Annotated in this window: 17 protein-coding genes; 13 read left to right on the forward strand and 4 right to left on the reverse strand. The window is 63.1% G+C overall.

The window, feature by feature from the left end; all coding sequences use genetic code 11:
* Nucleotides 1-2 precede the first annotated feature (2 nt).
* The gene (locus tag JQ641_RS38725; RefSeq protein ID WP_349628586.1) at nt 3-2,417 is read right to left on the reverse strand and encodes a glycosyltransferase; all 2,415 of its coding nucleotides are present in this window, start codon (nt 2,415-2,417) and stop codon (nt 3-5) included.
* Between the two features lie 243 nt (nt 2,418-2,660).
* A complete protein-coding gene (locus tag JQ641_RS18835; RefSeq protein WP_211997479.1) occupies nt 2,661-2,939 on the reverse strand; it encodes a hypothetical protein in 279 nt (92 codons plus the stop codon).
* 367 nt (nt 2,940-3,306) lie between these two features.
* On the opposite strand from JQ641_RS18835, the gene JQ641_RS18840 reads away from it, so the two are divergent.
* The 6 genes from JQ641_RS18840 (at nt 3,307) to JQ641_RS18865 (ending at nt 9,186) form a co-directional block, all read left to right on the forward strand.
* Nucleotides 3,307-4,479 carry an ABC transporter substrate-binding protein gene (locus JQ641_RS18840; protein ID WP_211997480.1) on the forward strand — a complete coding sequence of 391 codons (1,173 nt, stop codon included), beginning with the start codon at nt 3,307-3,309 and terminating at the stop codon, nt 4,477-4,479.
* Nucleotides 4,480-4,680: 201 nt separating this feature from the next.
* Entirely contained in the window at nt 4,681-5,550 is an 870-nt protein-coding gene (locus JQ641_RS18845) for a branched-chain amino acid ABC transporter permease (RefSeq protein ID WP_192737855.1), read from the forward strand.
* A gap of 6 nt (nt 5,551-5,556) precedes the next feature.
* Nucleotides 5,557-6,588 (forward strand): branched-chain amino acid ABC transporter permease, encoded by a 1,032-nt coding sequence (locus tag JQ641_RS18850; protein ID WP_211997481.1) that lies wholly within the window; start codon nt 5,557-5,559, stop codon nt 6,586-6,588.
* Nucleotides 6,585-7,337: an ABC transporter ATP-binding protein gene (locus tag JQ641_RS18855; protein WP_211997482.1), complete on the forward strand. Its 753-nt coding sequence runs from the start codon at nt 6,585-6,587 to the stop codon at nt 7,335-7,337. The genes JQ641_RS18850 and JQ641_RS18855 overlap by 4 nt, the downstream gene beginning before the upstream one ends.
* On the forward strand, nt 7,330-8,046 hold the full coding sequence (locus tag JQ641_RS18860; RefSeq protein WP_211997483.1) for an ABC transporter ATP-binding protein: 717 nt from the start codon (nt 7,330-7,332) through the stop codon (nt 8,044-8,046). Before JQ641_RS18855 ends, JQ641_RS18860 begins: the two co-directional genes overlap by 8 nt.
* Before the next feature lie 21 nt (nt 8,047-8,067).
* Nucleotides 8,068-9,186, forward strand: a complete 1,119-nt coding sequence (locus JQ641_RS18865) for a cobalamin-independent methionine synthase II family protein (RefSeq protein WP_211997484.1) — start codon at nt 8,068-8,070, stop codon at nt 9,184-9,186.
* Between the two features lie 860 nt (nt 9,187-10,046).
* On the opposite strand, the gene htpX is transcribed toward JQ641_RS18865, so the two are convergent.
* Both htpX and JQ641_RS18875 read right to left on the reverse strand, forming a co-directional pair.
* Nucleotides 10,047-10,985: a zinc metalloprotease HtpX gene (gene htpX, locus JQ641_RS18870; RefSeq protein WP_211997485.1), complete on the reverse strand. Its 939-nt coding sequence runs from the start codon at nt 10,983-10,985 to the stop codon at nt 10,047-10,049.
* Between the two features lie 106 nt (nt 10,986-11,091).
* Nucleotides 11,092-11,448: a hypothetical protein gene (locus JQ641_RS18875; RefSeq protein ID WP_211997486.1), complete on the reverse strand. Its 357-nt coding sequence runs from the start codon at nt 11,446-11,448 to the stop codon at nt 11,092-11,094.
* 231 nt (nt 11,449-11,679) lie between these two features.
* Here JQ641_RS18875 and JQ641_RS18880 point away from each other — a divergent pair, with 231 nt between their 5' ends.
* The 7 genes from JQ641_RS18880 (at nt 11,680) to JQ641_RS18910 (ending at nt 20,226) form a co-directional block, all read left to right on the forward strand.
* On the forward strand, nt 11,680-12,087 hold the full coding sequence (locus JQ641_RS18880; protein WP_211997487.1) for a FixH family protein: 408 nt from the start codon (nt 11,680-11,682) through the stop codon (nt 12,085-12,087).
* Complete coding sequence (locus JQ641_RS18885; RefSeq protein WP_211997488.1) at nt 12,084-13,499, forward strand: efflux RND transporter periplasmic adaptor subunit; 1,416 nt, start codon at nt 12,084-12,086, stop codon at nt 13,497-13,499. The genes JQ641_RS18880 and JQ641_RS18885 overlap by 4 nt, the downstream gene beginning before the upstream one ends.
* On the forward strand, nt 13,496-16,660 hold the full coding sequence (locus JQ641_RS18890; protein WP_211997489.1) for an efflux RND transporter permease subunit: 3,165 nt from the start codon (nt 13,496-13,498) through the stop codon (nt 16,658-16,660). Before JQ641_RS18885 ends, JQ641_RS18890 begins: the two co-directional genes overlap by 4 nt.
* A gap of 33 nt (nt 16,661-16,693) precedes the next feature.
* Nucleotides 16,694-17,317, forward strand: a complete 624-nt coding sequence (locus JQ641_RS18895; RefSeq protein ID WP_211997490.1) for a class I SAM-dependent methyltransferase — start codon at nt 16,694-16,696, stop codon at nt 17,315-17,317.
* 70 nt (nt 17,318-17,387) lie between these two features.
* Entirely contained in the window at nt 17,388-17,921 is a 534-nt protein-coding gene (locus JQ641_RS18900; RefSeq protein WP_211997491.1) for a Spy/CpxP family protein refolding chaperone, read from the forward strand.
* A 125-nt stretch (nt 17,922-18,046) separates the two neighbouring features.
* Complete coding sequence (locus tag JQ641_RS18905; protein ID WP_211997593.1) at nt 18,047-19,324, forward strand: acyl-CoA dehydrogenase family protein; 1,278 nt, start codon at nt 18,047-18,049, stop codon at nt 19,322-19,324.
* 284 nt (nt 19,325-19,608) lie between these two features.
* Entirely contained in the window at nt 19,609-20,226 is a 618-nt protein-coding gene (locus JQ641_RS18910; RefSeq protein ID WP_211997492.1) for a flavin reductase family protein, read from the forward strand.
* Nucleotides 20,227-20,243 lie beyond the last annotated feature (17 nt).

Genomic DNA, 20,243 nt, shown 5'->3' on the forward strand with positions numbered 1-20,243 from the left:
TCTCATCGCTCATCGGCCACAGCAGCGTCCCTGTTCAGAAGCCGACGCATCAGTTGCCGGTATGAATTCAACGCGGTTGGTCGTGCATAGCTGCGGGCAATCTCGGTCGCCCGCCGACCCTTCTCTTGGGTATTGCCCGCGGCCGAAGCTGCAAACTCGACGGTGCGAGCAATTGCAGCCGGATCTTCGGGTTGTACCACCCAGCCCAGGTCATGTTCCTGCACCAGAAGAGCAGCCTCCGCATCCGGCTCTGAGCAGATTATCACCGGTCGTCCCACTGCGAGCAGATTGTAGATCCGGCTTGGTACAGACACGCCGGTATTGTTTTTACGATACGGGATTATCCAGATATCGGCGGCCGACAGGAATTCTTCCAGCTCCGCTTCGGGCACGCGCTCAATCAAACTGACGTTGCGCAGGGGCGTCGCCGCCTGCCTTTTCTTCAATGTGGTCCAGCCGACGCCCTCGCCCGAAAACAGGAAGTGAATGTCCGTATTGTGTTCCAGTATTCGAGCAGCTTCGAATACGGAGTTGGGGTCGTGCGTGAATCCCGCGTTTCCAGACATGGCCACCAGAAATTTGCTTCCGCAGCGGACGCGAAAGGAATTCTCGGTGACGACCCGATGTTGAATAGGAAGCGTTGGCCAATTTGGGATAAAGACGATCTTGCTTGGCTGCATGCGTGGATAGGCCATCAACAGCACATTCATGTCGCGCCCGATGGTGACGACAGCGTCGAGCCATTTGAACAAGACAGAGTTCGCCCAACGCATGATTTTTGTTACTATGGAGCGGGGATGCAGAATGCCGGCCATGACAAGCGTGTCCGGATAGAAGTCATGAATAATAAGTGCCGCGGGGATTTTGCGGAGCCTCGCTGCTACGGTTACGGCGTACGGAACTGTGAAAGGCGTCGTAACGCAAAGGATGGCGTCCTCGCGGCGGGCGTGCTTGAGGATCGCAAAGAACACCTGTAATGCGAACAGGACTGCGGCAAGTGATCGCGAAACCAGCGCTGATTTTCCTGGCCACCAGCTCTTTATCTCAATAATTGTCGGGAAGGATGACTTCGGGGGCGCCTTCGAGTTGGAGCCGGGTGAGCCCGACAGAACGGTGACGTCGCAGTCGCGAGCCAACTCCTCGGCAATCTCGGTCATGTAGGCCGAGGTCGTACTCGGAAACGGGGCGTAGTGCTGGGAAATGAGCAGGATTTTCCCGGCGCTCTGCACCTGGGGAATCGGCAGTATCGATCCGTCTGGCGCCCGACGCTGGTGCCGATTTCGCGTCAGCCCGTCGTAGAGTTCGACGACGGAGTTCCCGATGATTTTGGCTGACAGCTTTTCGACGACGAGCTTTCTCGCGGCTTGTCCGTAACGGTCGCGAAGCTGGGACGAGTTCGCCAGGCCAAGGATCGCCGCAGCAAGTGCCACTGGATCCTCGATAGGCACCAGGACGCCGGTCTGATCATGGATGACAACTTCGCGGCAGCCCGGAGCGTCGGTGGCAATCATCGCTCTGCCGCATGCTGCTGCTTCAAGCAGACTCATGGGCAGGCCTTCGCGATGTGACGGCAACACGGCAAAATGGCAGCGGCGCCAAAGCGAGACGATATTCTCGATGTGTCCAAGCCAGGTGATTCCCGGCCGTTGGCTCCATTCCCGCGCTTCTTCAATTTGAACGGAGGCGGGGTTGGCTGGATCGGGATTGCCGGCAATGATCAGGTTTATATCGTGACCTTGTTCTCGCAAAATGCCGTGGGCGGCTACCAGCGCCCGGATTCCTTTGTCGGTTAGCAAGCGCCCGGCGAAGCCGATCGTAATCGGGCCGGTCGGCTCTGGCAGTGGCTGCAACACATCAGTATCGACACCGGATCCGGGGATCAGGATCGTTCGACCGTGCTCTATTCCAAGGCCTTCGAGGGCGGACAGATCGTCGGGATTCTGGACGAGAACAACGCTTTTTTCGCTATTGAAGAGCCAGGGAAGGAGGGTAGCCATGCTTCGTTTCAGAAGCCGTGTTCGCCAGGTCACCGAAGTAAAGATGTAGCCCAGGCCGGTGATTGCGTTAACAAGCGGGATTTTTCTTCCCAAAGCTGCAATCGATCCATACACGCAGCATTGCAAGCCGGAGTGATGCACGATCTGCGGCGCGATCTTGCTTTCAAGCCGTCGAAGCGCAGCGATCGTTGGAATTGCAGCAAATGGAGATAATCCGCCTCGGCGGAATGGTATCCTATGAAGCGTGAAGCCCTCTGCTTCTATGGCGCTCGCGCCTTTATCGACGCGCGTAGCCACGTGCACTTCATATCCCGCGGCGCGCGCAGCTCGTGCCATCGGCAGCCGGTTGAGCAAAAACGCGAAGTCTTCGTTTACCACGTATAGCAAGCGCGGGCGCGCGGTAGTCGTTGCGGAAGCCATGCAACTCACATCGTTTGATCTGCTGTTGAGCGGTCCCGCACCCGTTTGGGCTGATACCACACTGAAATGGACATCGATGCCGTGGGCGTCGAAATGCCGAGTCACCCTACGCCGTTCGGGCTTCGAACTGAAGGGATCACGTCATCATTGTTGCCAAGGTTCGCAGCTGGCATTTTGCGGTCGCCCAGGAACGGGTGGCCGATCCGGCCTGACGATGCGGACGGCCGCTCTGTTATCGTCTCGTTAGCGAACTGGGTCCTGCGACGATGAGGCAGGCTTTGCTTCCTCGCCGCGTTCTGCGGCGGGCAGCAGCCGTTTCCGTTCGCGTTCCCTCATGAACTCGTCGTACTTCGCGGTGCCCGGCCGCGGTGGCGCGTCCGCCGGCACGCCGCCGGCCCAGGCCGGTATGGAGTCGCTGACCCCGGCCGAGATTTTTTCGTTGATGGTTCCGCAGCCGCTCAGCGAGCAGCCCGCGAACGCGACGGCAACGAGGACAAGGATTGGGCGGGTACGGATCGACATGGGGGCAGGTTACTCATTAGACCTTTAAGGATGATGGATTTGAGGCCGCCTTGCGGCAGGGCACGACCTGCCGCTTATTTGTTGACAGCAACATTTTATTTGTACAAATGTACAAATGGAACGAAGGCCGGAGACGGTTGGGCCGGCCGGTGGGTCTCGCGGACGGTGTTATAATACAGCCCGCGACCTGCCGCAGGAACGCCCCGGGGAACGTGTCCGTCCAAGGAAACGCGCCCTTCGTCCGATTGACAACAAGCCGCGGTGAGACGCCATGTCGTGGCGCTACCCGGCCGAAAATTTGGGTTATGGTGAGGCAAGGGCCGGGCACTCGGCTCAAGGCACAAGACCGATCAGGGGGAGAAAATTCATGTCTATTCGTCGTCAATTGCTGCTGGCCGCAGGCGCCGTCGCCGGTGTGATGGCCGTTATACCCGCGAAGGCGCAGGACGCCGTCAAGATCGGCCTGATCCTGCCGATGACCGGCGGGCAGGCCTCGACCGGCAAGCAGATCGACAACGCCGTCAAGCTCTACATGCAGCAGAAGGGCGACACCGTCGCCGGCAGGAAGATCGAGGTCATTCTGAAGGATGACGGCGCGGTCCCCGACAACACCAAGCGCCTCGCCCAGGAGTTGATCGTCAACGACAAGGTCAGTTTCATCGCCGGCTTCGGCGTGACGCCGGCAGCCCTTGCCGCGGCGCCGCTGGCGACCCAGGCCAAGGTCCCGGAAATCGTGATGGCGGCGGGCACCTCGATCATCACCGAGCGTTCGCCCTATATCGTGCGCACCAGCTTTACGCTGGCGCAATCGTCGACGATCATCGGTGATTGGGCCGCCAAGAACGGCATCAAGAAGGTCGCGACGCTGACTTCCGACTACGCGCCCGGCAACGATGCGCTGAACTTCTTCAAGCAGAACTTCACCGCCGGCGGCGGCGAGATCGTGGAAGAGGTCAAGGTGCCCCTGCAGAATCCGGACTTCGCGCCGTTCCTGCAGCGCATGAAGGATGCCAAGCCGGATGCCGTGTTCGTGTTCGTGCCGGCAGGGCAGGGCGGCAACTTCATGAAGCAATATGCCGAGCGCGGTCTCGACAAGGCCGGCATCAAGGTGATCGGCCCCGGCGACGTGATGGATGACGACCTGCTCAACGGCATGGGCGACGCGGCGCTCGGCACCGTCACCGCGCATCTGTACTCCGCCGCGCATCCGTCGGCGATGAACAAGGATTTCGTCGCGGCCTACAAGAAGGCCTATAACCAGCGCCCGGGCTTCATGGCGGTGGGCGGCTATGACGGCATCCATCTGATCTACGAAGCGCTGAAGAAGACCGGCGGCAAGACCGACGGTGATGGGCTGATCGAGGCGATGAAGGGCATGAAGTGGGAGAGCCCGCGCGGCCCGATCTCGATCGATCCGGAAACCCGCGACATCGTGCAGAACATCTACATCCGCAAGGTCGAGAAGGTCGACGGTGAACTCTACAACGTCGAATTCGCGACCTTCGAGGCGGTCAAGGATTCCGGCAAGACGAAGAAGTGACGCCGGCTTCGGCGTCATCCTCCGATGCGCAATTGCGCATCGTGGGGCGCGCGTCCGCTCTCGCTCTGCGTCATGCCCGGCCTTGTGCCGGGCATCCACGTCTTTCTTCGGCGAGCGAAAGGAAGACGTGGATGGCCGGGACAAGCCCGGCCATGACGGTGTAATTACTTTCGTGTCGCTAATCTCGGCTAAGCCCATCTCATGACCACGCTCTTCACCATCCTGTTCGACGGCGTCGCCTACGGCATGCTGCTGTTCGTGCTGGCCTGCGGGCTGGCCGTGACGTTGGGGCTGATGAACTTCGTCAATCTCGCCCATGGCGCGTTCGCGATGACCGGCGGCTACGTTTGCGCCGTTCTGGTCAACAATTCCGGCTGGCCGTTCTTTGCGGCGCTGCCGCTCGCCTTTGTCGTCAGCGCCGTGATCGGCGTGGCGCTGGAGCGTACGCTCTACCGCCATCTCTACAACCGAAGCCATCTCGATCAGGTGCTGTTCACGATCGGTCTCACCTTCATGTCGGTGGCGTCGGTCGATTACATCATGGGATCGTCGCGCATCTTCATCAAGCTGCCGGCGGCGCTCGAGGGCCAGTTCGATTTCTTCGGCGTCGGCATCGGCCGCTACAGGCTGATGATCATCGTGATCTGCGGCCTGCTCACGGTGGGGCTGCAATTGATCCTGGCGAAAACCCGGTTTGGCAGCCGTTTGCGCGCGGCGGTCGATGATCCCCGTGCCGCCAGCGGCCTCGGCATCAACGTGCCGCAGGTGTTTGCCTTTACCTTCGCCTTCGGTTGCGGGCTTGCCGGTCTGGGCGGCGCGCTGAGCGCCGAAATTCTCGGCCTCGATCCGTATTTTCCGCTCAAGTTCATGATCTACTTCCTGATCGTGGTCACCGTCGGCGGTTCCTCCAGCATCACCGGGCCGTTTCTGGCTTCGCTGCTGCTCGGCATCGGCGACGTCGCCGGCAAATATTACGTGCCCAAGATGGGGCCATTCGTCATCTACACCATCATGATCGTGATCCTGATCTGGCGCCCGAACGGTCTGTTCGGCCGCACCGCGGCGCGGTGAACCGATATGAGCGCGCTTCCCGAAGTCTCGTCTCATGCTATGGCTCGCTCCCGCTGGCGCGGAGGCGAGATCGCGTTCTGGGTTCTGGTGCTGGCCTGCGCATTCCTGTTTCCGTCGCGCTATCTGATCATGACGGACATCCTGCGGCTGGCCCTGTTCGCGCTGTCGCTCGATCTGATCCTTGGCTATGCCGGTATCGTGTCGCTCGGCCATGCCGCCTTCTTCGGCGTCGGCGCCTATTGTGCCGGGCTGCTGGCGCTCCACGGCATCATCACCGAACCGGTGATTGCGCTGGTCGCGGCCGGGCTCGTCGCCATGGTGGTCGGCTTTCTCACCAGTTTCCTTGTCATCCGAGGCGTCGACCTGACCCGGTTGATGGTGACGCTCGGGATTGCATTGCTGCTGGAAGCGCTGGGTGAGCGTTTCTCCAACATCACCGGTGGCACCGACGGCCTGCAGGGCATCGAGATGGCGCCGATCCTTGGGTTGTTCGCCTTCGACATGTTCGGCAAGACCGGCTTCTTCTATTCGCTGATCGTGCTGTTCCTGCTGTTCCTGCTCGCGCGCCGGGTGGTGAACTCGCCATTCGGCCTGTCGCTGCGCGCGATCAAGAACAATCCGCTGCGGGCGTCCGCCATCGGCGTGCCGGTCAACCGCCGCCTCATCGCGATCTATACGCTGGCCGCGTTCTACGCCGGCATTGCCGGCGCGCTGTTCACCCAGACCACGGCGCTGGCCTCGCTCGACGTGTTCGCGTTCGAAAAATCGGCCGATCTGATGCTGGTGCTGGTGCTCGGCGGCACCGGATATCTTTATGGCGGCCTGATCGGCGCGGTTGTGTTCAAGATGCTGCAGGAATTCTTCTCCACCATCACGCCGCAATACTGGCTGTTCTGGATCGGTCTCGTGCTGGTCGTGATCGTGCTGGTCGGCCGCGACCGCATGCATCGCTGGGCGCTGTGGCTGCCCAATCTCGTGATCCGGAAAATCGCCGGACGCAAAGCCGTCGTGGCTGTTCCCGAAAGTGACGCGCCATGACGATCGCGCTGGAAACCAAGGGACTGGAAAAATCATTCGGCGGCCTGCGCGTCACGCGTGACCTGTCGCTGCGGGTCGAGCAGGGCGCCCGCCATGCCCTGATCGGGCCGAACGGCGCCGGCAAGACCACGGTCATCAACCTGCTCACCGGCGTGCTGCAGCCGAACGCCGGTCGTATCCTGCTCGAGGGCAACGACATCACCGATCTGCCTGTTCACAAGCGGGTGCTGCGCGGGCTGTCGCGCACCTTCCAGATCAACCAGCTCTATGCCGATCTGACGCCGCTGGAGACCATCGGGCTTGCGGTGTCCGAACGGCTCGGGCGCGGCGGCGACTGGTGGCGGCGGATGGGGACGCGGGGCGACGTTAACCAGGAGGTCGCCGAGACGCTGTCGCGCTTTCACCTGCTCGACGTCATGAACGAGCTCACCGCAACATTGCCCTACGGCAAGCAGCGCCTGCTCGAGATCGCGGTCGCGATCGCGACCAGGCCGCGCGTGCTGCTGCTCGACGAGCCGGCCGCCGGCGTGCCCGAGAGCGAGCGCCACGATATCCTGGCAGCCGTCGCCGCGCTGCCGCGCGACGTTACGGTGCTTCTGATCGAGCACGACATGGATCTGGTGTTTTCGTTCGCGGACCGGATTTCGGTGCTGGTCAACGGCGCCATGCTGGTCGAGGGCCCGCCGGACGAGGTGGCGCGCGATCCGCAGGTCAAGGCGGTCTATCTCGGCGAGGCTGCCGATGTCTGATTTACTCGCCATCAACGGCCTGCGCGCCGGTTATGGGCAAGCGGTGGTGCTGCCGGGGATGTCGCTGACGCTGGGCGAAGGGCAGGTGCTGGCGCTGCTCGGCCGCAACGGCACCGGCAAGACCACGCTGATCAATTCGATCGTCGGCATTACCCGGCGTTTTGGCGGCACGGTCACACTCGGCGGGCTGGATATCACGTCGATGCGGCCGGATCAGCGGGCGCGCGCCGGAATCGGCTGGGTGCCGCAGGAACGCAACATCTTCCGTTCGCTGACGGTGGAGGAGAACATGACCGCGGTGGCCCAGCCCGGCCCATGGACCGTCGACAGGGTTTACGAAATGTTTCCGCGGCTGAAGGAACGCCGCAGTAATTTCGGCAACCAGCTCTCCGGCGGCGAACAGCAGATGCTGGCGATCGGCCGGGCGCTGACGCTCAATCCGAAGGTGCTGCTGCTGGACGAGCCGACCGAGGGGCTGGCACCCATCATCGTCGAGGAGCTGCTGCGGGCGCTCGGCACCATCACCCGCGCCGGGGGGATCTGCTCGATTATTGTCGAGCAGAATGCCCAAAAGATTCTGGGGTTGGCCGACCGGGTTGTGATATTGGAACGCGGCGCGATCGTCCATGATGCGGCGTCCAGCGCCCTGAAGGCCGATCCTGCGGTACTCGAACGCTATCTTGGCGTCGCTGGCGCCGCAGCACACTAGATAATCCCTGGGAGTAAGACCATGCAGCGAACCAAAGCCCCGTTCCGTGCCGACGAGGTCGGCAGCCTGTTGCGGCCGCAGCGCATCAAGGAAGCGCGCGCCAAACTGGAGAAGGGTGAGATCACGGCCGAGGACCTGCGCAAGGCCGAGGACATGGAAATCGAAAAGGTCGTGCACAAGCAGGCCTCGCTCGGCCTCAAGCTCGCGACCGACGGCGAGTTCCGCCGCTCCTGGTGGCATTTCGATTTCCTCAAGGACCTGACCGGCTGCGAATTGTTTCATCCCGACCAGGGCATCCAGTTCGCCGGCGTCCAGACCAGGCATGAAGCCATCCGCGTCATCGGCAAGCTCGACTTCCCCGACGACCATCCGATGCTCGATCACTTCAGGTTCCTGAAGAAGCATTGCGACACCGCGCATGTCACCGCGAAGATGACGATCCCGTCGCCCGCGGTGCTGCATTTCCGCGGCGGCCGCAAGGCGATCTCCAAGGACGTCTATCCCGATCTCGAAGCGTTCTTCGAGGATCTCGGCAAGACCTACCGCAAGGCGGTGAAGGCGTTTTATGACGCCGGCTGCCGCTATCTGCAGTTCGACGACACCGTGTGGGCCTATCTGTGCTCCCAGGACGAGCTGCAGAAGGCGCGCGAGCGTGGCGACAATCCCGACGGCCTGCAGGAGATCTATGCCCGCGTCATCAACTACGCGCTGGCCGAGCGGCCGGCCGACATGATCGTCACCACCCATGTCTGCCGCGGCAATTTCCGCTCCACCTGGATTTCCTCCGGCGGCTACGAGCCCGTCGCGGAGACCATGCTGGCCGGCACCAATTACGACGGCTACTTCCTGGAATATGATTCCGACCGCGCCGGCGGCTTCGAGCCGCTGCGTTACCTGCCGAAGGGCAACAAGGTGGTCGTGGTCGGCGTCATCACCTCGAAGTTCGGCGAGCTCGAGAACAAGGAAGACATCAAGCGCCGGCTGTCGGAGGCCGCGAAATTCGCGCCGCTCGAGCAGCTCGCGGTATCGCCGCAATGCGGCTTCGCCTCGACCGAGGAAGGCAACATCCTGTCCGAGGAAGAACAGTGGGCCAAGCTGAAGCTCGCGGTCGATGTCGCCAACGAGGTGTGGGGGAAGTAGCTAAGCTGTCATTGCGAGCGCAGCGAAGCAATCCACAGAACCGCACAAGGGATGGATGGATTGCTTCGTCGCTTCGCTCCTCGCAATGACGGATACAGTACGGCTCCACCAACGGTGTCGTCCTCCGCGAAAGCGGGGGACCCAGTACGCCGCGGCTTCTCGGTTCTATCATCGGCGTCTCTGGGATACTGGATCGCCCGCCTTCGCGGGCGATGACACCTGAATATGTGTTAGCGTTCTCGCGGCGCATTGCGCCCGAGCTTTGCCAGAAACTTCCCGCCCACTTATCGAGAGGGCGCAGGGAAGACCGGGTGCGCGCTGCACCCGCGGTCCCGTGTGCGGTTTGCACTAAGTAGGCTGCACACGAGCATACAGGGCAGCGGAGAACACCCGGCCTTCCCTGCGCAATGGCTTTACGGCTTATGCCGTGCTCTCCCCGGAGACGAGTTCTTGGTTGACTCCGTCGCTGTCGTTTCCGCTCACGCTTCTCCGACAGCTTGACGCCGGCAACGGGCGCCAGGACCACACGGTTTTGCCGTACGCTTAGTCCACGCCGTCGTCAGACGTGAACAAGCGTCCACCGCATCCCGCCGCGCGTTCGTGACGTGCGCACGCCCCTCTTGTCGGGCGGGACGCGACGATTCAAACCGCTGATTTGCCCGACGAGGGAAGCGGAATTTTGCCCGTCGGGTTAATTTGTCGCATCTCCGTCCGCCGTCATTCCCCGATGCGCAATTGCGCATCTGAGGGCGTGCGAAGCACGAGCCCGGAATCCATCGGGCGACAGTCCATGCGGACAAATGGATTCCGGGCCCGCGCCAAGTGGCGCGTCCCGGAATGACGAGAGAGAGCCTACAGGCTCAGCCCCACGGGCCGCGCGAGGTCGAGGGGCGACCCCACGGACCGCGGCGTGGCGTGTTGCGACCGGCACCGACGGAAGCCGTGCCGCCCGCGCCCATTTCCGCGGCGAGCTGCTGCAACGCCGCGACGCGGTTCTCGGTCGAGGGGTGCGTCGTGAACAAATTGTCGACGCCGCGTCCCGACAGCGGGTTGATGATGAACATGTGCGCGGTCGCCGGATTGCGCTCGGCCTCCATGTTCGGCACCTGGTGCGCCGCGCCGGCAATCTTGGACAGCGCGGAAGCGAGCCACATCGGCTGACCCACGATGCGCGCGCCGAGATCGTCGGCGGCGTATTCGCGCGTCCGGCTGATCGCCATCTGCACCAGCATGGCGCCGAGCGGGGCCAGGATCATCATCGCGATCGAGCCGACGATGCCGGGACCGTGGTTGTTGTCGCGATTGCCGCCGAAGAACGCGCCGAACTGCGCCACCATCGAGATGGCGCCGGCAATGGTCGCGGTGATCGTCATCAGCAACGTGTCGTGATTCTTGATGTGCGCGAGTTCGTGCGCGATCACGCCGGCCAGTTCCTCGCGGCTGAGCGAGTGCATCAGGCCGGTGGTCACGGCAACCGCCGCGTTCTGCGGGTTACGGCCGGTGGCAAACGCGTTGGGCTGCGCCTCGTCCATCACGAAGACGCGCGGCATCGGCAGGCCGGCGCGCCCGGCAAGCTCGGCCACGAGGTTGTAGAGATCAGGCGCGGTTTGCCGGTCAACCTCATGGGCCCCGTACATCGACAGCACCATGCGGTCCGAATTCCAGTAGGCGAAAAGATTGGTCGCGGCGGCGATCACAAGCGCGATCATGGCGCCGGTGGCGCCGCCGAAGAGATAGCCGACACCCATGAAGAGGCCGGTAAGACCGGCCAGGAGAATGGCAGTCTTGAAATAGCTCATTGTCGTCTCCCTGCCTCCGCGGCCGCATGCCGTGGCAGACATGACAGGATGTATGGAGCCTACTGGCCTCCCTTCAAGAAGCCATGGTGCGTCGAGGCGCCGCGGATTACCCGGATGTAATCTGGCGGATAGCGGACGGAATCGATTGGTTAATGGCTTGAGCCTTCCAGCAGGTATTCTGGCGAATTAGTGATCCAGCCGAGGTTCCCTTGGTGGCCGGAACGTGAGAAAATGCACGGGTGAAAATATCGTTCCATCTTTCCCGGCTGCTGGCGATCTTGGTGATCGCAGGGCTCATGTTTGCGCCGCTTTCCCGGCCTGCGAATGCGGGCAGCGGGATGGCCATGGCTGCGCCGGTGGCGGCGGAGATGGCTGAAATGGCCGCCGACATGCCATGCTGCCCGGACAACTCCGTGCCCATGGATTGCGACCAGTGCCCGCTGATGGCGCTCTGCATGGTCACCAATTTTCACGCGCCATCGCCGGCCGGAATGATTGAAATTCGGCCCGTCACGGTCCGGCTGCTGGTGCCCGGCAGCGACCCCGAAGCCGACAGCCTCGGCCAACATCCCCCGCCAAGACCTCCCCGACTCCTGGTCCATTCGGCTTAACGCCTGATTTTGCGCGGCGCTTTGGTGCGCCGGTGATCCATGCCGCCAGAGCGGCAGATCCAGGACAATCGAGGATATAGAAAATGAAGACGTTCACCCACGCGCGCGCCTTGCGGGCCGCGCTGATCGCTGCCGCCATCGCCGGCGCAAGCACGGCCGCGCTCGCTGACATCAAGGACTACAAGTTCGAACTCGTCGATCAGACCGTCCAGGCCGGACCCGACAAGACCATCACCGTTCGGCTGATGAACACGAAAACCGGAAAGCCGGTACCGGATGCCGTCATCTTCGCCACCCGCCTGGACATGGCTCCGGACGGCATGCAGGAAATGGCGACCAAGCTCACGCCGGTGCCGGGTGCCGAGCCAGGTACCTACAAATTCAAGGCGACATTCGGCATGGCCGGCCGCTGGCAGCTTTCGCTCGGCGCGAAGGTCCAGGGCGAGACCGGTACCGTCGACAACAAGCTTGTCATCACGGCGCAGAAATGAACCGCGCCATCATCGCAAGCGCCACCGCCGTGTTGATCGCGGCGGCGGGTGCCGGGCTCGTCCTCGCCGGCGCGCAGGGACTGCCCGCGCGGACCATCGCCATGATCACGCGCGCTGCGGCCGACGAGAGCCGCGCGCCGATCTATTTTCAGGATCCGGACGGCAGCCCGTCGTACTCGCTGACGCCGAAAAAGACGCCCGACGGCCGCGACTATCGCGCCGTTCCCGCCGGGGCCGACGTCAGCTTCGATCCGGACGCCGCCGGCACGACGATTTCGGCCGCGCCATCAGCCGCTCCGGCCGATCGCAGGATCAAATACTACCGCAACCCGATGGGACTGCCGGACACCTCCCCCACCCCCAAGAAGGACTCGATGGGGATGGACTACATCGCCGTCTATGAGGGCGAAGACAGCGATGACGGCTCGGTAAAGCTGTCGCCGGGGAAAATCCAGCGCACCGGCGTCAGGTCGGAGCCCGCGGCGCCGCGCACCATCCGCAGCACGATCCACGCGCCGGGCACCATTCAGCTCGACGAACGCCGCGTCTCCGTGATCGCGATGCGGGCCGAAAGCTATATCCAGAAGGTCGCGAACGTCACCACCGGGAGCCACGTCGCCCAGGGCCAGCCCTTGATGGAAGTCTACAGTCCGGCGGTTTCGTCGGCGTCGGCCGAGTACATTTCAACCATCAACTCCAAGGCCATCGGGACCGACGCCACCTATGGCAAAGGTTCACGGCAGCGGCTGATGAATCTCGACGTGCCGGAAGCGGCCATCGCTGCGATGGAGAAGAGCCGGACGGTTCCGATCGGCATCGAATGGACTTCGCCACGTGACGGCATCGTGCTCGAACGCAACGCCATCGAGGGCGCGCGCGCGCAGCCGGGCGAAGTGCTGTTCCGGATCGCCGACCACAGGCAGCTCTGGGCGATCATCGACGTCGCCGAACGCGACATGGGGATGCTCGCGCTCGGGCAACCGGCGACCGTCAAGGCGCGCGGTTTTCCGGGCCGCACATTCACCGGGACGATCAGCGTCATCTATCCGCAGATCAACAAGGAGACGCGTACCGGGCGCTTGCGGATCGAGCTTGCCAATCCCGACCTGGTGCTGATCCACGACATGTATGTCGATGCCGAGATCGACATCGGCAGTTCCGCGCCGGTGCTGACAATCCCGGAGAGTGCCGTGATGGACACCGGCCGGCGCCAGGCGGTGTTCGTCGACAAGGGCGAAGGCCGCTTCGAACCCCGCGAAGTCAAGCTCGGCCATCGCGGCGACGGTTATGTGGAGGTGCGCGACGGCGTCAGCGAAGGCGAGCCGGTGGTGGTTTCGGCGAACTTCCTGATCGATGCGGAAAGCAATCTGAAGGCCGCGCTGAAAGGCTTTGCCGACGGAGCGCAGCAATGATCGCGCGCCTGATCGCGTGGTCGGCGCGCAATCTGCTGCTGGTGCTGTTCGGCGCCGGTTTCGCCACCGCCGCCGGCCTGTATGCGCTGGCGCATCTGCCGCTGGATGCCATTCCCGACCTCTCCGACACCCAGGTGATCGTCTATACCGAGTATCCCGGCCAGGCGCCGCAGGTGATCGAGGACCAGGTCACCTATCCCTTGACCACGGCGATGCTGACGGTGCCGCGTTCAAAGGTGGTGCGCGGGTTCTCGTTCTTCGGCGTATCGTTTGTCTACGTGATCTTCGAGGACGGTACCGACATCTACTGGGCGCGCTCGCGCGTGCTCGAATTCCTCAACAGCGCGGCCTCACGCCTGCCCGCGGGCGTGACGCCGACGATGGGACCGGACGCCACCGGCGTCGGCTGGGTCTACCAATACGCCGTCATGTCGAAAGAGCTGAACCTCGCCGACACCCGCGCGATCCAGGACTGGAATCTGAAATTCGCGCTGGCCAAGGCGGAAGGCGTCGCCGAGGTCGCCAGCGTCGGCGGCTTCGTCCGGCAATACAACGTGGTGCTCGATCCGCAGCGGATGCGCGACCTCGGCATCACCATGCCCAAGATGCGCGACGCGATCCGCGCCAGCAATGCCGACGTCGGCGGCCGCACCGTCGAATTGTCCGAATTCGAATACGTCATTCGCGGCAAGGGCTACATCAAGGGTATCAACGACCTCGGCAATATCGTGCTCAAGAGTAGTGGCGGCACGCCGGTGCTGCTCAAGGACATCGCCCGCGTCGAGCTCGGCCCGGACGAGCGGCGCGGCATCACCGAACTCAACGGTGAAGGCGAAGTCGCCAGCGGAATCGTGCTGCAGCGGTTTGGCGTCAATGCGCTGGACGTGATCCAGAACGTCAAGAAGCGGATTACCGAGATCGCCAGCAGCCTGCCGAAATCGGTCGAGATCGTCGCGGTCTATGACCGCTCGGAGCTGATCGTTGCTGCGATCGATACGCTCAAGCGCACCCTGTTCGAAGAGAGCGTAATCGTCGCGCTGGTGTGCATCGTGTTCCTGCTGCATGTCCGCAGCGCCCTGGTCGCGATCCTGATGCTGCCGGTGGGCGTGCTGATGGCGTTCGGCGCCATGAAGCTGCTTGGCCTCGGCTCCAACATCATGAGCCTCGGCGGCATCGCGATCGCGATCGGCGCCATGGTCGATGCTGCCATCGTGATGATCGAAAACGCGCACAAGCATCTGGAGCGCGCGGAGCCCGGACGATCGCGCATCGATGTGCTGATCGAGGCGGCGTCACAGGTGGGGCCCGCGCTGTTCTTCAGCCTGATGATCATCACCGTTTCGTTCATGCCGATATTTACGCTGGAATCCCAGGAAGGCCGGCTGTTCAGCCCGCTCGCCTTCACCAAGACCTTTGCGATGGCGGCGGCGGCCTTGCTGTCGGTAACGCTGGTGCCGGCGTTGATGGTGATCTTCGTGCGCGGCAAGATCATTCCCGAGCACAAGAACCCGATCAACCGTTTCCTGATCTGGGTCTACCGTCCCGTCATCAAGGCCGTGATGCGCGCCAAGGTGCTGGTGATCCTTCTGGCGGTGGCCGTGCTCGCCGTGACGATCTGGCCGGCGCGGCAGCTCGGCACCGAGTTCATGCCCAACCTCAACGAAGGCACTTTGCTCTACATGCCGACGACACTGCCCGGCATATCCGTCACCAAGGCCGGTGAATTGCTGCAGACCCAGGACCGGATCATCCGAAGCTTTCCGGAGGTGGCTTCCGTGTATGGCAAGGCCGGACGCGCCCTGACGGCGACCGATCCCGCCCCCTCCGAAATGTTCGAGACCGTGATCAATCTCAAGCCAAAGGCGGAATGGCGGGCCGGCGTCTCCGTGGAAAGCCTGACCGCCGAGATGGACCGGGCGCTGCAGTTTCCGGGCGTTTCCAACGCCTGGACCCAGCCGATCAAGGCGCGCATCGACATGCTGTCGACCGGCATCCGAACGCCTGTTGGCGTCAAGGTGATCGGCACTGACCTCAACGAGATCGACCGGCTCGCAAAACAGATCGAACAGGTGCTCAAGGCGGTGCCCGGCACGTCATCGGCCTATGCCGAACGCGGCATCGGTGGCTATTACCTCGACATCGTCCCCGACCGCGCGGCCCTGGCGCGCTACGGCATCATGGTGCAGGACGTCAACGACGTGATCGCGACCGCGCTTGGCGGCCAGACCGTCACCACGACGGTCGAGGGACGCCAGCGCTTCGGCGTCAACATGCGCTATCCCCGCGATCTGCGCGGCGACACGCAATCCATCATCCGTGACGTGCTGGTGCCGATGCCGGGCGGCGGCGCGGTGCCGCTCGGCGAAGTCGCCAAGGTGACGCCATCGCGTGGGCCGACCTCGATCCGTACCGAGAACGGGCAGCTCGCGGTCTACATCTACGTCGATATCCGCGACCGCGACATCGGCAGCTATGTCGCCGACGCGCAGGCCGCGGTGAAGGCCAGCATCGAGTTCCCGCCGGGCGCCTACGTGATGTGGAGCGGGAGTTACGAATACCTCGAACGCGCCACCGCGCGGCTGAAGATCGTGGTGCCGGTGACGCTGATGATCATCTTCCTGCTGCTCTATCTCAACTTCCGCTCGCTGACCGAAACCATGATCGTGATGCTGTCGCTGCCGTTCGCGCTGGTCGGCGGGCTCTGGCTGATGTGGTGGCTGGGTTTTAATCTATCGGTCGCCGTCGTCGTCGGCTTCATCGCGCTTGCCGGCGTCGCCGCCGAGACCGGCGTCGTGATGCTGATCTATCTCAACCAGGCGCTCGACGAGATCAGGGCGCGCCGGGCGGCCGAGGGCCGCGCGCTGACCAAGCAGGACCTTTACGATGCGATCATGGAGGGCGCGGTGGAGCGGGTGCGGCCGAAAATGATGACGGTCGTCGCCATCATGGCGGGGCTATTGCCGATCATGTGGAGCACCGGCACGGGTTCTGAAATCATGCAGCGCATCGCGGTGCCGATGATCGGCGGCATGATTTCATCGACGCTGCTGACCCTGATCGTGATTCCCGCGATCTATGCGCTGGTCAAAGGCGCGCGGCTGCAGCGGATGCTCCGCCCGGCGATGAATCTCAATGGCAAGCCGGGCGAGGCCGGAATATGATGTTGGCTCCCCGCAGCGCGGAGGAAGGACGCGATGGAAAGCGAAAGCCGCCAGGCGCACTGGGAGAAAGTCTACACCAGCAAAGGCGAGAACGAGGTCAGCTGGTTTCAGGAAAGCCCTGCCCCGTCGCTGGCGCTGATCGCCGAGATCGAGGCTGCGCCCCATCAGGCGATCGTCGACATCGGCGGCGGTGCGTCACGGCTGGTCGATCACCTCATCGATCGGGGATTTTGTGACGTCACCGTGCTCGATCTCTCCGCGGCGGCACTGGAGGCCGCCAGAGCCCGTCTCGGCCAACGCGCGGCGCGCGCGCACTGGATTGTGGCCGACGCCACCACATGGAGGCCGTCGCGGGCGTATGACATCTGGCATGACCGGGCGGCGTTTCACTTCCTGACCGAGGAGAGTGACCGCGCGGGCTACATCGCGCGGCTCAAGCAGGGTTTGAAGATCGGCGGCCACGCCATCATCGCGACCTTCGCGCTGGACGGACCCGAGAAATGCAGCGGCCTGCCGGTGATGCGCTACGATGCGGCGCGCCTTGCGCAGACGCTGGGACCGGGGTTCAGGCTGCTGCAAAGCCGGCAGAGCGACCATGCCACGCCCTGGGGATCGCAACAGCACTTTCAATTCAGCGTCTTTCAGCGCGTCGAGTAATTCTGACGGGACTTTGATGAACGCCCACCAGCGGGACTGTTAAGATTACGACGCACAGCAGGAGATATTCATGAAAGCCATTGCCACCGCCATCACCGTCCTCGCCCTCGCTTCGACCGCAGCAATGGCGCAGTCGCCCTATGCGGGGATGCAGGGCCGCTCGATCAAGGCGCTGTCCGCGCAGCAGATCGATGATCTCAGAGCCGGCAGGGGCATGGGCCTGGCGCTGGCGGCCGAACTGAACGGCTACCCCGGCCCGATGCACGTGCTGGAATTGTCCGACAAGCTGGCGCTGTCGGTGGCGCAGAAGCAGCGAATTCAAACACTGTTTGAAACAATGAAAGCGGAAGCGACGCCGATCGGTCTCAGCCTGATCGAGCAGGAAAGCGCGCTCGACCGGCAATTCGCCGACCGTTCGATCACATCAGACGCGCTGAGGGAAGCGACGACGAAGATCGGCCAAACGCAGGCGGAACTACGCAACGCGCATCTGAAATATCACCTCGAAACGGCGCAAATCCTGCTCCCCGATCAGATGAAGCAATATGCCCAATTGCGGGGATACGCATCCGATTCCCCGGCGCGGCATCACCGCATGCATTAGCGGCAGGGCGCTGCGCGCGGAGCCTCGTCCCGCTTGTGCAGGGACCGCGCAGGCGTCTAGATTGCGGCCCAACAGGCGCGTTCCAAAGATTATCCGCAGAATGGAAAACGCCGCATGGGAGGACCCTGATGAAACACGCCTACATCCCGCGAACGACGACCTACAATCTCAATCCGGGCGAAGAGCTCAATGATCTCCGGATGTCGGACGAGGTCCGTCCGCTCTACGAGCACGTCAAGAAGTTCATCCGCGAAACCGTCGACCCGATGTCGGTCGAATTCGCAAAGCTTGGCGAGAAAAAGACCGACCGCTGGAGCTTTACGCCGGAACAGCTTGCGTGCCTGCAGAAGGCCAAGGACAAGGCCAAGGAAGTAGGCTTGTGGAACTTCTTCCTGCCCGACGACGAGACCGGCCAGGGCCTCAAGAACCTCGACTACGCCTATATCGCGGTTGAGCTGGCGAAAAACCCGATGGCGTCGGAGACCATGAACTGCTCGGCGCCCGACACCGGCAACATGGAAGTGCTGGAGCGCGTCGGCACCAAGGCGCAGAAGGAGAAGTGGCTGAAGCCGCTGCTGGCAGGTGAAATCCGCTCGGCCTATGCGATGACCGAGCCGAACGTCGCCTCCTCCGACGCCAAGAACATCTCGACCTCGGCAAAGCTCGTCGGCGACGAATGGGTGATCAACGGCGAGAAGTACTACATCTCCGGCGCCGGCGATCCGCGCTGCAAGATCATGATCGTGATGGTGAAGACCAATCCGGACGCGCCGCCGAGCAAGCAGCAGTCGCAGATCCTGGTGCCGATCGATACCCCCGGCGTCGAAATCCTGGGCCCGATGCACGTGTTCGGCCACGACCACGCGCCGCGCGGCCACATGCACCTGCGCTTCAACAATTGCCGGGTGCCGAAGGAAAACATGCTGCTCGGCGAAGGCCGCGGCTTTGAGATCTCGCAGGTCCGCCTCGGGCCGGGCCGCATCCATCACTGCATGCGCACCATCGGCAAGGCGGAAAAGGCGCTCGACCTGATGGTGTCGCGCGGCCTCACCCGCGAGGCCTTCGGCAAGAAGATCGCCCATCTCGGCGGCAACCTTCAGATCATTGCCCAAGCGCGCTGCGAGATCGAGGCGATGCGCCTGATGGTGCTCAAGGCCGCCAAGGCGATGGACGTGCTCGGCAACAAGGAAGCGCGTATCTGGGTCAGCATGGTGAAGGCCATGGTGCCCGAGCGCACCTGCAGGATCATCGACCAGGCGATCCAGATGCACGGCGCCACAGGCATTTCGCAATGGAGCCAGCTCGGCGAAATGTACCAGGACGTCCGGCATCTGCGCTTCGCCGACGGTCCGGATGAGGTGCACTGGATGGTGGTCGGACGGCACGAACTGAGCATGCCGTAAGGTTGGTTGGACGCATCACTGGGAATCCCCGTGGGGCCGCCCCCACCCTGCCCTCCCCCGCAAGAGCGGGAGAGGGAGACGAGCACCGCGCGTGACGAGCAGTGAGCTCAATCTCGACCATTGTTATTCTCGATCGTTCGACAAACACCAGCGCGCCCCCTCTCCCGCCCTTGCGGGGGTCGAGACGAGCAAAGCTCGCTCTTGGGTTGGGGTGGGGGTGCCTCCGCAAATTCGCTCGCAGTGAGTCCCCACGCGCGCCCGACGCGTCAAACAGGAAACGCAGAATGGAATACGCGCCTGAAAACCTGCAACCGCGCGAGCGCTACAAGCTGCTCGCAGGTTTCGTGCTGCCGCGGCCGATCGCCTGGGTAACTTCAGTGGGCCCGACCGGCGTGGTCAACGCGGCGCCGTTCAGCTTCTTCAACGTGTTCTGCGAGGACCCGCCGCTGTGCATGTTCGCGGTCAATCTGCGGCCCGACGGACGCATCAAGGACACGCTGGTCAACATCCAGCGCACCGGCGAATTCGTCGTCAACCTCACCGACGAGCCGCTGGCGCGGGCAATGCACGATTCCAGCGGCGACTTTCCGCCCGATGTCGGCGAGCCCGGCTATCTCGGCTTGAAACTCGCGCCCTCGACCCGGGTCGCGGCGCCGCGGCTGGCTGACGCACCCTGGGCGATGGAGTGCAAGATCTGGAAGACCATCGACGTCAATGGCGACCGCACGCTGATCATGGGCGAAGGCATCAATTTCTACATCCGCGACGAATTGTGGGATACGCAGACCATGCGCGTGCACATGGAGCGCTACCACCCGATCGGCCGCATGTTCGCCGACCGCTATTGCCGCACCGACGACCGCGTCGTGTTCCCGCCGGCGCCGGAACTTCCGGCGAAGTAAAGCGTCATTTCGTAGGG

Origin of the sequence: Bradyrhizobium sp. JYMT SZCCT0180, assembly GCF_018130165.1 — a bacterium.
Lineage (GTDB): Bacteria > Pseudomonadota > Alphaproteobacteria > Rhizobiales > Xanthobacteraceae > Bradyrhizobium.